The 14,985-nt window shown below is 37.1% G+C and carries 13 protein-coding genes; 9 read left to right on the top strand and 4 right to left on the bottom strand.

Annotation, left to right across the window (positions count from 1 at the left end):
* Positions 1-22: 22 nt before the first annotated feature.
* The 3 genes from kynA to kynU are packed head-to-tail and all read right to left on the bottom strand — an operon-like array spanning position 23 to position 2,774.
* The gene (gene kynA / locus IEV35_RS17335) at positions 23-868 is read right to left on the bottom strand and encodes a tryptophan 2,3-dioxygenase (RefSeq protein ID WP_188385910.1); all 846 of its coding nucleotides are present in this window, start codon (positions 866-868) and stop codon (positions 23-25) included.
* Positions 868-1,503 carry an arylformamidase gene (kynB, locus tag IEV35_RS17340; RefSeq protein ID WP_188385911.1) on the bottom strand — a complete coding sequence of 212 codons (636 nt, stop codon included), beginning with the start codon at positions 1,501-1,503 and terminating at the stop codon, positions 868-870. The genes kynA and kynB overlap by 1 nt, the downstream gene beginning before the upstream one ends.
* The gene (gene kynU / locus IEV35_RS17345) at positions 1,503-2,774 is read right to left on the bottom strand and encodes a kynureninase (RefSeq protein WP_188385912.1); all 1,272 of its coding nucleotides are present in this window, start codon (positions 2,772-2,774) and stop codon (positions 1,503-1,505) included. Before kynU ends, kynB begins: the two co-directional genes overlap by 1 nt.
* A 158-nt stretch (positions 2,775-2,932) precedes the next feature.
* Here kynU and IEV35_RS17350 point away from each other — a divergent pair, with 158 nt between their 5' ends.
* From IEV35_RS17350 to IEV35_RS17375, 6 genes are all read left to right on the top strand, one after another.
* Positions 2,933-4,108 carry an LL-diaminopimelate aminotransferase gene (locus IEV35_RS17350; protein WP_188385926.1) on the top strand — a complete coding sequence of 392 codons (1,176 nt, stop codon included), beginning with the start codon at positions 2,933-2,935 and terminating at the stop codon, positions 4,106-4,108.
* Entirely contained in the window at positions 4,108-5,772 is a 1,665-nt protein-coding gene (locus IEV35_RS17355; protein ID WP_188385913.1) for a thiamine pyrophosphate-dependent enzyme, read from the top strand. Before IEV35_RS17350 ends, IEV35_RS17355 begins: the two co-directional genes overlap by 1 nt.
* Before the next feature lie 37 nt (positions 5,773-5,809).
* Positions 5,810-7,300, top strand: a complete 1,491-nt coding sequence (locus IEV35_RS17360) for an aldehyde dehydrogenase family protein (protein WP_188385914.1) — start codon at positions 5,810-5,812, stop codon at positions 7,298-7,300.
* Positions 7,301-8,175: 875 nt separating this feature from the next.
* Positions 8,176-9,348 (top strand): saccharopine dehydrogenase family protein, encoded by a 1,173-nt coding sequence (locus IEV35_RS17365; protein WP_188385915.1) that lies wholly within the window; start codon positions 8,176-8,178, stop codon positions 9,346-9,348.
* Positions 9,349-9,424: 76 nt separating this feature from the next.
* Positions 9,425-10,192, top strand: a complete 768-nt coding sequence (locus IEV35_RS17370) for an IclR family transcriptional regulator (protein WP_188385916.1) — start codon at positions 9,425-9,427, stop codon at positions 10,190-10,192.
* Positions 10,192-10,524, top strand: a complete 333-nt coding sequence (locus IEV35_RS17375) for a DUF3870 domain-containing protein (protein ID WP_188385917.1) — start codon at positions 10,192-10,194, stop codon at positions 10,522-10,524. Before IEV35_RS17370 ends, IEV35_RS17375 begins: the two co-directional genes overlap by 1 nt.
* 212 nt (positions 10,525-10,736) lie before the next feature.
* Here the strand turns inward: IEV35_RS17375 and IEV35_RS17380 are convergent, their stop codons facing one another.
* A complete protein-coding gene (locus tag IEV35_RS17380) occupies positions 10,737-11,546 on the bottom strand; it encodes an N-acetylmuramoyl-L-alanine amidase (RefSeq protein WP_188385918.1) in 810 nt (269 codons plus the stop codon).
* Between the two features lie 147 nt (positions 11,547-11,693).
* Between IEV35_RS17380 and IEV35_RS17385 the strand changes: the two genes are divergently transcribed.
* The 3 genes from IEV35_RS17385 (at position 11,694) to IEV35_RS17395 (ending at position 14,437) form a co-directional block, all read left to right on the top strand.
* On the top strand, positions 11,694-12,536 hold the full coding sequence (locus tag IEV35_RS17385; protein ID WP_188385919.1) for an alpha/beta fold hydrolase: 843 nt from the start codon (positions 11,694-11,696) through the stop codon (positions 12,534-12,536).
* 382 nt (positions 12,537-12,918) lie between these two features.
* On the top strand, positions 12,919-13,446 hold the full coding sequence (locus IEV35_RS17390) for an RNA polymerase sigma factor (RefSeq protein WP_188385920.1): 528 nt from the start codon (positions 12,919-12,921) through the stop codon (positions 13,444-13,446).
* The gene (locus IEV35_RS17395; RefSeq protein WP_188385921.1) at positions 13,430-14,437 is read left to right on the top strand and encodes a hypothetical protein; all 1,008 of its coding nucleotides are present in this window, start codon (positions 13,430-13,432) and stop codon (positions 14,435-14,437) included. Before IEV35_RS17390 ends, IEV35_RS17395 begins: the two co-directional genes overlap by 17 nt.
* Positions 14,438-14,985: the final 548 nt, after the last annotated feature.

Consider the following 14,985-nt stretch of genomic DNA (forward strand, 5'->3'; position numbering starts at 1 on the left):
AGGGCTTCCTCTAAGTTTTTTATTATAATTGCGTTCTTATTTCCCATAATTCAGGGAAAAAGTAGTGATCTAATACGTGTTTTAAGTAACCAACACCTGATGTACCACCAGTACCTGCTTTGTGACCAATAATCCGTTCGACTGTTTTCATATGACGGAATCTCCATTGTTGGAACCAATCTTCAATATCAACTAGCTTTTCAGCTAATTGATAGAGGTCCCAGTACATCTCTTTTTTACGGTAAACTTGGAGCCATGCATTTGCAACAGAAGGGTCTTGTTCATACTTCTTCGTGAAGTCGCGTTCTAGTATATGGTTGTTTATAGGAAATCCATGCCTAGATAATGCTAGTATGGAAATATCATACAGTCCTGGTGAATCATATGCCTTCTTCAATCGAGTATGGAGATTAGGATCTTTTTCATAAATCTTAATAATATGTGGTGTCTTATAACCTAATACAAATTCTACTAATCGATATTGATAAGACTGAAATCCGGATGCATTTCCTAAGAAATTGCGGAACTCCATATACTCTGAAGGTGTTAAGGTTGATAGTACGTCCCAGGCTTGAATAATTTGAGATTGAATTTTGCTTACTCTAGCTAGCATTTTAAAGGCACTCTGAAAATCTCCCTTTGCAATGGCCTCTGTTGCAGCTTCAATTTCATGAATCATTAATTTTAACCATAGTTCACTTGTTTGATGAATAATAATAAAAAGCATTTCATCATGATGGTTAGAAAGACGTTTTTGACTGTCTAATAATGTTTCTAACTGTAAATAATCTCCATAAGTCATTTTCTCTTTAAAATCAGTATGCGCTCCGTCTTTTGAATAAGATGATTCATTGAAATCCTCAGCCATTATTCATCCTCCTTAATTGGACGCAATACTGCACGAACAGGGCTACCATCCGCACCAACTATTTTTAGTGGAAGAGCAATTAATTCATAATTCCCAATGTCAATATGGTCGAGCATTAGATTTTCAAGGATATAGATTCCATGCTTGTGTAGGGCGTGATGTGTATCTAATGTTTTACTAGTAATTGGGTCGACAGACGGCATATCTACTCCTAAAAGTAAAATCCCTAGTTCACTTAAGTACGGTGCAATTGAGGGATCTAGAAATGGAATCTCCTCAGGGAAATATTTAGGATTATTTGGTAGTGAAGTTCGAAGTAATAGTCTTTTCACCCCGTCTAATTGAAATTGTTCTAACACATTGGGAGTGATCGAATCATACTTACTAACGTCAATCACTTTTGCCTCTCCAATATATGTTTCGATTGGTATTTTATCTATTGTATCGCCATCATTAGAAAAGTGAAATGGAGCATCGACATGGGTACCCATATGGACACTCGTCGTTATTTTTCCAACATTTGCAGAACCCGTTTGTTCTTTTGTGGCAGCTACTTCAAAAGTAAATGGTCGGTCACCAGGCCAATGAGCCATATCGTTCGTTAGGGCTTGGGTAATATCAATCCATTTTGTCATTAAGCAATAACTCCTCTTGTATTATCATATTTTTTATATTGTTCTTCTTCCATTATCCTTTTTAAAATTTGAACGGTTTTCCATACTTCTTCAAAAGTATTATAAAGAGCCACTGGTGCTAAGCGTATTCCATTAGGATTCCTAAAATCAGGAATGACTCCATTTGACTTTAAAGCTTTACAAATACTTGCAGCATTTTGGTGGGTGAGATATATATGACCGCCCCTTGCGTGAGCTTCTTTTGGAGTTGTGATCTCAAAAGTGTACTCTGTCAGCTCAGCCTCAATTAAACGAATTAAATAATCCGTTAACTGTAGTGATTTTTTTCGAATGGTTTCGATCCTAGCCTCGTTAAATATTTCTAATGATCCAATGAGTGGGGCTAAGCTAAGTATATGCGGTGTACCAATTTGGTAGGCCCCAGCTGTTAGAGCTGGAGTAAGTTCATATTCTAAATCAAATTGTTTATCTTTGGCTGAACTAAACCATCCAGAAAGCCCAGGCTCTTTTCCTAAATGTTTTTCATTTACATAAATACCTCCCACACTACCTGGACCACCATTTAAATGTTTATATGTACACCAAAAAGCAAAATCTACCTTCCAATTTGATAAATCATGTGGGACAGAGCCAATAGAATGGCATAAGTCAAAGCCGATGACAATATCTCTTTCATGTGCAGCGGTCGTAATAGCACTCATGTCTAAAATTTGGCCACTTCGATATAGAACACTTGGAAGAATAATTAATGCTATCTCATCGGTCATCTGCGAAATAATATCTTCCGTTCTTAATGTATGGCCATCTCTACTTTTAACCGTAACAAGATGGTCTTCAGGGGATAAGCCATGTAATTGCAAATGACTTTTTATTGCGTAAATATCAGATGGGAAATTCAATTCATCGGCAAGAATTTTTGTTTTATTTCCTTTTGGTTTATAAAATGTTGCAAGTAATTGATGTAGATTAGTTGTTGTAGAACCAGTTGCAATTAGTTCCTTGTCTGTTGCTCCTACTAGAGAAGCAAATTGTTTTCCCATTTCTTCTGATAAATAAAACCAAGGGTTGTTTCCTTCTGTCCACCCATCTATGGCATATTTTTTCCACGAGTCAAGAAGTGTGAGAACTGCCTTCTCTGAACGTTTAGACAAGAGCCCTAATGAGTTACCGTCCAAATAGATAATTTCATCAGAAACATAAAACTCTTCTCGAAAATGACTAATTGGATCTTCCTTATCCAATGATAGGGCATATTCTTTATTTACAATCATTTTGTCACCTCCATTAAAAGTAAGCGCTTACTATTTCATTGTATCAAAAATATTTTATTTTTTAATAATAATTGAAAAAATTAGTTAATAGGATTATACTGTTGTCAGATATATGAAATGGCATTTCGTATATTGAAATGGGAGGATGAGTGGAAACGATGTATGTGTCGGATAAAGTCAAAGATTTACCACCGTATTTATTCTCAAGGCTTAATAAGCGAAAAGAAGAATTACAAGCAAAAGGTATGGATGTAATTGACTTAGGAATTGGCGCACCAGATTTACCGACTCCAAAGTTTATCATTGATAAACTTTGTGAAGAAGTACAATTGCCAAAAAATCACCGATATTCTTCATATGATGGATGTAAAGATTTTAGAGAAGCTGTCGCATATTTTTATAAGCATCATTATGGAGTTGAGTTAGACCCGAATTCTGAAATATTAACGCTAATTGGTTCAAAAGAAGGGATAGCGAATCTTATTCAAGCGTGTATTAATCCAGGTGATACCGTACTCATCCCAGACCCAGGTTATCCTGTTTATCAAACTGCGACCCACTTAGCAGGTGGACATAGTGTCTATTTTCCGCTTGATGCGGATAATGGTTATGTCCCACTATACAATCAAATCAAAGAAGAAAATAAAAAAGCCGCCAAGTTATTGTTTCTTAATTATCCAGGTAATCCAACAGCAGCCACAGTCGAATTAAACACATTTTTGGAAACGGTTACATTTGCAAAAGAAAATGGAATTGCTGTAGTGCATGATGCAGCTTATGACTTAGTGACATTCGATGGGTATAAGTCACCTAGTATTTTACAAGTACCAAATGCAAAAGAAGTAGCTGTGGAATTTGGATCACTATCTAAAAGTTTTAATATGACTGGTTGGCGTATTGGATATGTAGTTGGAAATAAAGAGTTAATTAAGGCACTTCATACATTAAAAAGTAATATTGACACAAGCCAATTTCTCCCAATCCAAATAGCAGCTGCACATGCATTACGTAGTGATTTATCCGATGTGAAAAAACATGGTGAAATATTTAAAGAAAGAATGGAACGAATGTATCAGGGATTAATAGAAGCTGGTTTAGAAGTAGAAAAACCAAGAGGGTCCATCTTTATATGGTCGAAAATCCCAAAAGGATATACATCAGCTGAGTTTTCAGAGAGGTTATTAGAAGATGTAGGTGTCATTGTTACTCCAGGTACAGCCTTTGGTCCATCAGGTGAAGGATATATTCGTATCTCCTTATCCGTACAATTAGATCGTATTGACGAGGTAATTAGGAGAATAAAAGAGTTTACAAGCAAGGGAGTGAGTTCCTAATGAATACAAAAGTTTTAACTATGATGACTGCTGCGGAAGCAATTGTTAAATGTATCAAAAGAGAAGGCATCGATAAAGTTTTTTGTGTACCTGGAGAGAGTTATTTACCACTCTTAGATGCTCTTTACGATGAAGAAACGGTTGATGTGGTTTCCGCAAGGCATGAAGGTGGAGCAGCCTTTATGGCTGAAGGTTATGCGAAGAGTTCGTTGAAGCCAGGAGTTGTTCTTGCAACTAGGGGTGTCGGTGCAGCAAATCTCTCAATTGGAGTACACACTGCTTATCAAGATTCTACTCCGATGGTTGTTTTCTTGGGGCAAGTACATAGTAAGTTCCGTGGGAGGGAAGGGTTTCAAGAAGTTGATTTAGACCAATTTTTCAAACCGATTACTAAATGGGCTGTAGAAGTAAAGGATGCGGAACGAATGCCTGAACTAGTAGGAAGGGCATTTCGAATCGCTAGGTCGGGTAGACCAGGTCCTGTAGTTGTTTCTTTGCCGGAGGATGTATTACCTGTGGAAGCGGAAATGTATTTTGGTCCGGAAATAACGATTCCTAAACCAGCTCCCTCCAATGAAGAAGTCTTAAAGGTGGAAAAGATATTAGAACAAGCGAAACAACCACTCATCATTGCTGGAGGTGGTGTCAAACTCGCCCAAGCAGAAGAGAAGTTAATTGCTTTTGCCGAGCAACTACAAATTCCGGTAATGGCTGCTTTCCGTCGTCATGATGTGTTTCCTAATCGCCATTATTTGTATGCAGGTCATCTAGGATTAGGAACTCCTAAACCGATTCTCGAAACAGTGAAAGAGGCGGACGTTATTTTAGCACTTGGAACGAGATTGTCTGAAGTAACGACACAAGATTATACATTATTAACGAATGATCAAACACTCATTCATGTAGATATCGAGTCAGAAGTGATTGGTAAAGTATATCCTCCAGACTTAGCTATCATTGCAGATATGGATAAGGCATTAGATGCTTTTGCTGAGATAAAATTACATGGCTCTTGGCCACAATGGGCTGAGACTGGACACCTTCGCTATGAGTCTACTAGTCGGTTAGTAGTAAGTGAGGATGATGTAATCAATAAGCAGATTATAAAAGCAATGGTAGATATGTTGCCAACAAGTGCACTCCTTACCAACGATGCAGGTAACTTTGCAGGATGGCTCCATGCGTTTTATCCATTTATTGAGAAACATACGTATGTCGGGCCAACATCAGGTGCAATGGGTTACGGATTGCCAGCAGCAATAGGTGCTAAATTAGGTTCACCAGATAAAACAGTTGTTTCTCTTTCCGGAGATGGTGGTTTTATGATGACCGTACAAGAATTAGAAACAGCAGTGAGAGAAAATATTCCAGTAATTGCATTAGTTTTTAATAATAATAGTTATGGAACGATTCGAATGCATCAAGAAATCCATTACCCAAGAAGAGTCGTAGGTACAGACTTAGGGGAAGTTTCATTTGCAGCAATCGCAAACGCAGTAGGAGCACAAGGGATAACCGTACAATCAATAGGAGAATTCAAAAATGCTTTTAGTCAAGCGTTAAAAGTAGGTTTACCAACAGTAATTGAAATTCTTACTGATGTCGAACAAATTTCTGTATCAACAACAATATCATCACTGAGGGGACAGTCCCCCAAACTATAAATCTATTTAATTAATAATCATAGGAGGTTTTTTACAAATGGTAGAAGTTAAAACAAAAAAACTAGCAAACTTTATTAATGGGGAATGGGTTGATGTTGAAAAAACGACCTCTGTAATTAATCCGGCAACAGGTGAAGCAATTTTAGATGTTCCATTATCAGATGCAAGTAGTGTAGAAGCAGCAGTTCAGGCTGCGAAAAAAGCACAAAAAGAATGGGCTAAAGTTCCTGCGCCAGAGCGTGCGGAAGTACTATATCGTGTAGGTTACTTGTTAAAAGAAAGAAAAGAAGAATTGTCACAGCTGCTAACAATGGAGAATGGAAAAGTCATTGATGAAGCTCGAGGTGAAGTGCAAGAAGGTATTGATATGGCATTTTACATGGCAGCCGAAGGGAGACGACTATTTGGTCAAACAACACCATCTGAGTTAAGAGATAAGTTTGCGATGAGTGTTCGAGCTCCAATTGGCGTAGTTGGAATAATTACACCTTGGAACTTCCCAATTGCTATAGCAACATGGAAGTCCTTCCCTGCAATTGTTGCAGGAAATGCAGTAGTTTGGAAACCTGCAACAGAAACACCTATTATGGCCTATGAATTAGCGAGAATATTTGAAGAAGCAGGCTTACCAAAAGGAGTCATCAATGTTGTCTTTGGTAGTGGATCAGAAGTAGGAGACGCCATGGTTCACCATGATGATATTCGTGTTATTTCCTTTACTGGGTCAAATGATGTTGGTAGAAATATTGCCGCAGAATGTGGACGCCAATTGAAGAAAGTTTCACTTGAGATGGGTGGAAAGAATGCGGTAATCGTAATGGACGATGCTGATTTGAACCTTGCAGTAGAAGGAATTTTATGGAGTGCATTTGGAACAAGTGGTCAACGTTGTACAGCTTGTAGTCGTGTAATTGTCCATGAAGATGTGAAAGAGGCATTGGAAGAACGACTATTAGTTGAAATGGAAAAACTAACAATTGGTAATGGACTTGATTCTTCGATTAAGGTAGGACCAATTATTAATAAAGCTGGTATTGAAAAAATCAAGAAATATATTGAAATTGGAAAAGAAGAAGGAGCAAAACTTCTTGCTGGTGGATATGAATTAACAGACGGTGATCATACAGGTGGTAACTTCTTCGCACCGACATTATTCACAGATGCAAAAGATTCGATGCGTATTGCACAAGAAGAAATTTTTGGACCAGTTGTTTCTTTAATTCCTGTGAAAAGTTTTGAAGAAGCAATTGAAGTAAATAACAGTGTTACGTATGGTTTATCAAGTTCTATTTTTACAAAAGACGTAAACCGTGTATTCAGAGCACAGCGTGATCTAGATACAGGTATCGTTTATGTGAATGCAGGAACGACTGGAGCAGAAATCCATTTACCATTTGGAGGAACGAAAGGTACTGGTAACGGTCACCGTGATTCAGGGGTTCAAGCACTAGATGTATTTACGGAATGGAAGTCTGTCTATGTAGACTTTAGTGGCAAATTACAACGTGCTCAAATTGATAATAATTAAGACACAGTTTATGAGTGACCATTGGAGTTGAAATTTGCAAGCAACGGTCACTTATAAGTTAGATGAGTGCCGGTTGGAGCGGAAAACTGCGAGTAACGGTCACTCATAAGTTAGATGAGTGCCGGTTGGAGCAGAAAACTGCGAGTAACGGTCACTCATAAGGGTGATGAGTGCCGTTTGGATCAGAAAACTTGTAGTAACGGTCACTCATAAGTGTGATGAGTGCCCATTGGAGATGGAAACTTGTAGCAACGGTCACTCATAAGCGAGATGAGAGCCGTTTGGATCAGAAAACCTGTAGCAACGGTCACTCATAAGGATGATGAGTGCCGGTTGGAGCGGAAAACTGCGAGTAACGGTCACTCATAAGTGTGATGAGTGCGGTTTGGATCAGAAAACTGCGAGTAACGGTCACTCATAAGTGTGATGAGAGCCGTTTGGATCAGAAAACTTGTAGTAACGGTCACTCATAAGTGTGATGAGTGCCCGTTGGAGCAGAAAACTCGAAGCAACGGTCACTCATAAGCGAGATGAGAGCCGTTTGGATCAGAAAACTAGGAGCAACGGTCACTCATAAGTGTGATGAGTGCCGTTTGGAGTTGAAATTAGCAAGCAACGGTCACTCATAAGCGAAATGAGAGCCGTTTGGATCAGAAAACTAGGAGCAACGGTCACTCATAAGCGAGATGAGTGCCCGTTGGAGCAGAAAATTCGAAGCAACGGTCACTCATAAGCGAAGTGAGTGCCCATTGGAGCAGAAAACTGCGAGCAACGGTCACTCATAAACATAAGAAGACTAACCATATTTAAAAGAGTTTTATTGAAATGAATCTAATTGAAGGAAGCAAACAAATTTTACTAAAAGGAGTGATTCGATGAAAATCGGAGTACTAGGATCAGGACTAATGGGAAAAGAAGCGGCGCGTGATTTAACGTTAAGTGAAGGGGTAACAGCAATTGGCTTAGCAGACATTGATCTTAATCGTGCCCAACAAGTTGTTGATCAATTAAATTCACCTAAGTTAACAGCTCATCAAGTCAATGCATCTGATGAACAAGAATTAGCTAATTTCATGCGCCAATATGATGTAATAATTAACGCACTATTCTACTCCTTTAATGAAATAGTAGCAAAGACCGCAATTCAAGTTGGAGTGAGTTCAGTCGACTTAGGAGGCCATATTGGCCACATTACCGATAAGGTATTAGCTATGCATGAGGATGCAGAAGTTGCTAAAGTAACATTAATTCCAGACCTTGGTGTAGCACCTGGAATGATTAATATTCTATCAGGCTATGGAGCTAGCAAATTAGATGAACTGAAATCAATTAAATTATATGTTGGGGGAATTCCGGTAAAACCTGAGCCTCCACTTGAATATTATCATGTATTTTCTATGGAAGGATTATTTGACCATTATACAGATCCATCATTAATCATTCGAAATGGAGTTAAACAAGAAGTTCCATCCTTATCAGAAGTAGAGCGGCTACATTTTGAAAAATTTGGGCCATTAGAAGCATTCCATACATCTGGTGGGACTTCTACATTATCCATTTCTTTTCCAAATATAGATACATTAGAATATAAAACAATTCGATATCCTGGTCATGCCGAGAAATTTAAATTACTAGTAGATTTAAATTTAACTAGAAATGATTATGAGATTGATTTAAATGGCCAAAAGGTGAAACCAAGAGATGTCCTGCTCAAAGTTCTTGACCCAATTGTGGAACTAGGAGACCGTGATGATGCAGTACTACTACGTGTAGTTGTTTCTGGAATTAAAGACGGTGAAGAAACATCCTATCAATATGAAATGGCAACTTTTAAAGACCGGAAGAATCAGGTAACTGCGATGGCAAGGGCGACTGCAAACACGATCTCCGTTGTTGCACAAATGATTGGAAATGGAACGATAGCGAAAAAAGGAGTATACCCACCAGAACAAAGTGTACCTGGTGATGTTTACATTAAAGAGATGGCAAAACGTGGAGTTGAAATCAAAGAATCTATTGTAAAGACAGACTCCGTTGTTCAATCTTAAAGGAAATAGAGGTTGCTAGAGGGTGAATCCTCTGGTTGCCTCTCCTTTTTCTAATTGCTAATAAGGGAGAATAAAGATGAACCAAAGTGTTAGAAAAGCACTTAATTTACTAAATTTATTTGATGAGAATAATTATGAACTTACTCTCAAAGAAATAGCTGAGCGTTCAAATCTTCCAAAGCCCACAGCATATCGTTTATTGACTACGTTAGAATCAATGAATTATGTATATAAATTAAAAGAAAATGAACATGATAGTCGCTATCGGTTAGGACTAAAACTTCTAGAATTAGGTCAGCTTGTATCTGATCAATTAGAAGTGAGAAGAGTTGCATACCCGTATATGGAACAGCTAGCCAAAAAAATCTTAGAGGCGGTTCATTTAGTTATTGTTAATAATAATGAAGCAACATATATTGAAAAGGTGGAAAGTTCAAAAGCAATTCGATTACACACAAGGATTGGTAAAAACTCACCACTCTATATTGGTTCTGGCCCTAAACTTTTGTTAGCCCACTTACCTAAAGTGAAACAAGAGAAAATAATAAATGATGGCGTAATAGCTCGTGGAATAAATAAGGAATTATTATTACGAGAGCTTGAACGAATAAAAATAGAAGGCTATTCCTATAGCGTTAGTGAGCAGGATGAAAATACGACTGGAATTTCTTATCCAATCTATGATTATCGAAATCGAGTAATCGCCGCACTTACTATTAGTGGATTGTCTACTTATTTTGAAGGAGATAATTTATCTAAAATAAAGTTGAAATCAAAAGAAACAGCTATACAAATTTCTAGGAAATTAGGTTTTAAAGGCATAGTTCAAGGAGTGGTAGACTAATGAATACGGTTTTCATAGCAGGCCATTCTAGATTACCATCCGGCATGGCAGCCCAAAATATGTATGAAACATTAACAATAACGGCCGAAATAGACCGAAAGTATGGTGTCATTGTTGCAGCTAGTTGTACGCTAGCTACGGAACATGGCCGCGATTTTGTGCAACAGTTGTTAAGAGGATATAGCTTGCAAGATGGAATAGACCAACCAGTTAAAGCCATTAAAAGCCATTATATGGGAAAAGCAAGTAATGCAATCATTTCAGCATTAAAAGATTTACATAAACAGTACGAGTTATATTTAGAGAAAAAGAATGAGAATGCTCACAAATAGAACGCATAGTTTACTAGCTATGCGTTTTCGTTTTGAACAATAGCTTTTGAAAATACTATCCATTAATTTAGAAAATTGCTAGAATAAAATTGGATCCTCAAAATGAAACAAGAGATTATGATTCGTAATGGAAATAAATTATAAAAAAACTATGTCCAATTTATATAAATTGGACATAGCTGAGATAATCACAATACTTTTGTCTTTTGAAATCATCGTTGCTCCTGCACAATATAAGCATCGGATACGATACGTTTAACAATTGTGAGATGCTCTTCTGCATTTTCACGACTAGTAAAAGCACCTGCTTGCACTCGGTACCAAACTTTTCCTGAAATTGTAACTGATGCAATAAAGGAATCAATTTGATTATTAGCGAGTAAAGCTTGGCGATTTTCTGCATTTTTTCGAGATTGAAATGATCCAGCAATAATACGAAAGATTACATTTGGACTAGGGGATGGACTTGAATCATTCTTTTTAAGATTAAATGCACGGGCAATTCCATCAACATGTGCTTGGGCAACTTTTTGTCGCCATGATTCATTTCGCATTAATGCTGCATCATGGTTGTTATCAATAAAACCATTTTCAGTTAAAATCGCAGGCATCGTGGATTCACGTAAAACATGGAAATTGGCTTTCTTCTTACCACGGTTCCTTAGTTGATTGACTTTTGTGATTTCTGTATGAAGTATATCACGGTATCTAGCAGTTTGTGACGAATCAGCTAGACCGCTATGAATATAGTCTTCATATCCTTGGGCTGAACCATTGAACGAATTACAATGAATCGACACATAATAATCTGCATTCCAAGAATTAGCTTCATTCGTCCGTTGAGTAAGACTTTTGGTCGTATCACTAGTTCGACTCATTTTTACAGATACGTTTTCATATTGACTTGTTATTAAACTTCTTATCTTTAGAGCTATATCTAAATTAATATCTTTCTCTCGTAAACCATTTCCTTGTGCTCCAGGATCTGTCCCGCCATGACCGGGATCAAGATATAATTTCATATAAATCCCTCCTTATTTATTAGATATCTTACGTAATAATGTATTCTCTCTTTAGAGGAAACTATTGGACAAACATCTTGAATGATGGAAAAATCCGCTAGTGTGTATAGAGGTTAGAAAGTTATTAAATGTAAAGGGGTTTTGATCATGTGGAATAAAAGACTACTAGAAACAAAAAGAGGTATGTTTGAAGTATTTGAAAAAGGGCAAGGTGAACCTTTAGCAGTTACGCATCATTATAGTGCTTATAATGAAAATGGAAATCAATTTGCTGACACTTTTACCGAGCATTATCATGTATACCTTATTAATTTAAGAGGTGCTGGGAACTCTGTCAAAGTAGAAGACGAACATGAATATAGTATGGATAATACGGTCCTCGACCTTGAAGCAATTAGAGAATCGCTAGGATATGATAAGTGGGGATTTGCAGGGCATTCTACCGGAGGCATGTTGGCATTAAAGTATGCTATTTTAAAACAAGATTCATTAACAAAAATCATTGCTGGAGGAGCCGCGGCTAGCTATGAATATGGCGCAGATCCTGATTCTATCTACTGCTCCAAGAATCCTAACTTTAATAGAATTGTAGAGATCATGAACAAACTAGAAGACCCAACAACACCTGTAGAAAAAAGAAGAGAATTAGGTTATGAATGGGCATTAATGTCTTATTATTCGGAGGAGAAGTTACAAGCCTCATTAAAGAAGCCGAACAGCGGGAAAACGGTTGGACCTAGATTAGATTATTTTCGAAGAGTAGAGTACCCAACTTACGATATACGGGAGGATATTAAGGAGATTACGATTCCTAGTTATATTTATGCTGGAAAATACGATGCCCAATGTCCAGTTAAGTTTGGAGTGGAAATTGCAGAATTAATTCCAAATGCATCTTTAACTATATTCGAAGAGAGTAATCACAACCCAGCTATTGAGGAAGAAGATAAGTTTAAAGAATTTGTTGTGCAGACAGTAAGAGGTGAATAGTAATCTTCATTATGGCTGGAATAAAACTAATCATAAGATAGTAATAAGGATCAACCACTACTTTAGCCCCGGAAATATACGTAGACTCCAGCAGGAGGAAAGGCATCGGTGAGACCCCTTTGATGCACCTGCGTCTGCAAGTAACGCTACGCAGTAGGCTTCCTCGGTGCAAGGCAGCGAAGAAGCAAATTCTTTGTAGTTGCCTGGCTCAGCAGCCGCCTGCGGAAAGCGAAGTATATTTCCGGGGCGAGTTATTTGCACTTACTTTGATGTTTAGTTACATATTTTAAGAATATATATCATCCGAATCATAAAAATATGTAACTTTATTGACACTCAACCGTTGATTAAGTAAATAGAAAGAATGAGAGGAATTGAGGTCATGGACCTACAGATTAAGAAAGAGCAGATTAATCATTGGTACCACGAGTTTAGTCATGATTTATTTAATTATATTTGTTTTTTAATTCGTGACCACGACCATGCAAAAGACATCCTACAAGATACATTTCTTCGTGCATTCAACCATATTGATTCATTTCGAGGTGATAATGTAAGGGGATGGTTATTTCGAATTGCACGTAATACAGCAATTGATGAAATGAGAAAGAAAAAGCCAATTACCTATTTCCTAGAAACTCTACCAATCATGCAAACAACTGAATATACCCCGGAACAAATCGCGGTCTTAAATGAGTCTGAACGGGAATTGTACGTAGCCCTAAGTAAACTAAAACTTTCCTATCGAGATGTGATCATATTGCGGAAAATAAAAGAGTTCTCCATAAAAGAGACTGCTAGTATTCTAGGCTGGTCGGAGAACAAGGTGAAAGTGAACTTGTTTCGCGGCATGAAAGCACTTCGAAAAGAATTGGAAAAGGAGAATTTTAGTCATGAAACAGTACGATGAATTAAATCAACGGTTAAAGTCTATGAATGAGAAGTTTCAATTACCTGAGATGGAAAGACAGGAGTTATTAGTTTCTATTAATCAAAAAATAGGCAAAAGAGGAAAGAAGCAAAGAACGATACAATGGAAATACTATCTTGCATCTACAGTTGCTATTTTACTATTGTTTATCATTGTAATTCCATTCTTTACAAACCCAAATCAGGACATAGCGCGTGAACACGAATCTATTCCTACACCGAGTGGTCAAGATAAGAACCCTATCGTAAGCGAATCTTCGGCTGAGAAAATAAAGCTAAAGGTAATGAATTACACCCCATATTCATTGAAGCAGATGACTGTTAATGTATATATAAATGAGGATCTGAAATATTCTCTAGCCGGTTCTTACGCGGATGGAACAGCCATCAAACCGGGTGAAATAATGGAATTTGAATTTATGGAATATGAATTGAATCAAGAAAAAGTAAAACTTGAAATGGAAATAGAATGGGCATCTACAGGGGAATTTTACACCACGAATAGAATCCCATTTTCAATTAGCGAAGAGCAAGTATATTATTTGAAGTTAGGAACTGAGTCAAATACTTCTTATTATCTAATTGAAGATGATACTAACTTTACAATAGAGATTAATAACGAGACGGTAGAAATGTTACGGAAGAAAGTAGATTTAAACGCAACAAAATCTGAAATTGAAAATCTATTAGGTGCAGATTATAGAATTGGGAAATCCGAATTAGATGGAAAAGAAACTTGGAAGTATGATATTGGTGCAATAGAAGGTTATCAATCCCCCACTGTTACTTATGAAATAGAAGACATCAAAGAAATTAAGAATGGTGCGGTAGAGGCAATACTTTCTTTTACATGGAATGAGAATGATGAGTTAGAATCATTTACAGCCCTTTATGTAGATACGGAAGATGGAAATGTATACTCATATTATCTCTTTTATAATGGGTTAGAGAAGTTAGATTTTATATATTAGCTTTTAGGTTGAAGGGGATTTGAAGCAGGAATTCTGCTCAAATCCCTTATTCGATATATGAAGGGGTAATTGGTTAATAATTCAAGGTTAAATCCTCTTCATCAAGCGAATGAAGGGGAAATGAGGCTAAGAATTCGAGTTCAAATCCTCTTCATCAAGGTAATGAAAGGGAAAGCGGCTAAGAATTCGAGTTCAACTCCTCTTCATCAAGGTAATGAAGGGGAAAGCGGCTAAGAATTCGAGTTCAACTCCTCTTCATCAAGGTAATGAAAGGGAAATCGGTTAAGAATCTGTGATCAAATCCTTTTCATCAAGGTAATGAAGGGGAAATCAAGTAAGAATTCAAGTACAACTCCTCTTCATCAAGCAAATGAAGGGGAATTCTATTGAAAATCCCCACTATACTCCTTTTCATCCAAACAAAAAGAGGCTGGGACAAAACCCCAGTAAATTAATATAAGCATGGTCCTTACCAACGTTTTAATGGTAAGGACCATGCTTATTATTTTTTGCACGCAATTTTCTGATATTAAAGTAAACAAAAAGGA

The organism is Ornithinibacillus halotolerans, assembly GCF_014637405.1.
GTDB classification, from domain to species: Bacteria; Bacillota; Bacilli; order Bacillales; family Amphibacillaceae; genus Ornithinibacillus; species Ornithinibacillus halotolerans.

Bases quoted from the DNA above. Each gene is read 5' to 3' on its own strand.
- kynA (WP_188385910.1), bottom strand. From the start codon at position 868: ATGGCTGAGGATTTCAATGAATCATCTTATTCAAAAGACGGAGCGCAT.
- kynB (WP_188385911.1), bottom strand. From the start codon at position 1,503: ATGACAAAATGGATTGATATTACCCAAGCCCTAACGAACGATATGGCT.
- kynU (WP_188385912.1), bottom strand. From the start codon at position 2,774: ATGATTGTAAATAAAGAATATGCCCTATCATTGGATAAGGAAGATCCA.
- IEV35_RS17350 (WP_188385926.1), top strand. From the start codon at position 2,933: ATGTATGTGTCGGATAAAGTCAAAGATTTACCACCGTATTTATTCTCA.
- IEV35_RS17355 (WP_188385913.1), top strand. From the start codon at position 4,108: ATGAATACAAAAGTTTTAACTATGATGACTGCTGCGGAAGCAATTGTT.
- IEV35_RS17360 (WP_188385914.1), top strand. From the start codon at position 5,810: ATGGTAGAAGTTAAAACAAAAAAACTAGCAAACTTTATTAATGGGGAA.
- IEV35_RS17365 (WP_188385915.1), top strand. From the start codon at position 8,176: ATGAAAATCGGAGTACTAGGATCAGGACTAATGGGAAAAGAAGCGGCG.
- IEV35_RS17370 (WP_188385916.1), top strand. From the start codon at position 9,425: ATGAACCAAAGTGTTAGAAAAGCACTTAATTTACTAAATTTATTTGAT.
- IEV35_RS17375 (WP_188385917.1), top strand. From the start codon at position 10,192: ATGAATACGGTTTTCATAGCAGGCCATTCTAGATTACCATCCGGCATG.
- IEV35_RS17380 (WP_188385918.1), bottom strand. From the start codon at position 11,546: ATGAAATTATATCTTGATCCCGGTCATGGCGGGACAGATCCTGGAGCA.
- IEV35_RS17385 (WP_188385919.1), top strand. From the start codon at position 11,694: ATGTGGAATAAAAGACTACTAGAAACAAAAAGAGGTATGTTTGAAGTA.
- IEV35_RS17390 (WP_188385920.1), top strand. From the start codon at position 12,919: ATGGACCTACAGATTAAGAAAGAGCAGATTAATCATTGGTACCACGAG.
- IEV35_RS17395 (WP_188385921.1), top strand. From the start codon at position 13,430: ATGAAACAGTACGATGAATTAAATCAACGGTTAAAGTCTATGAATGAG.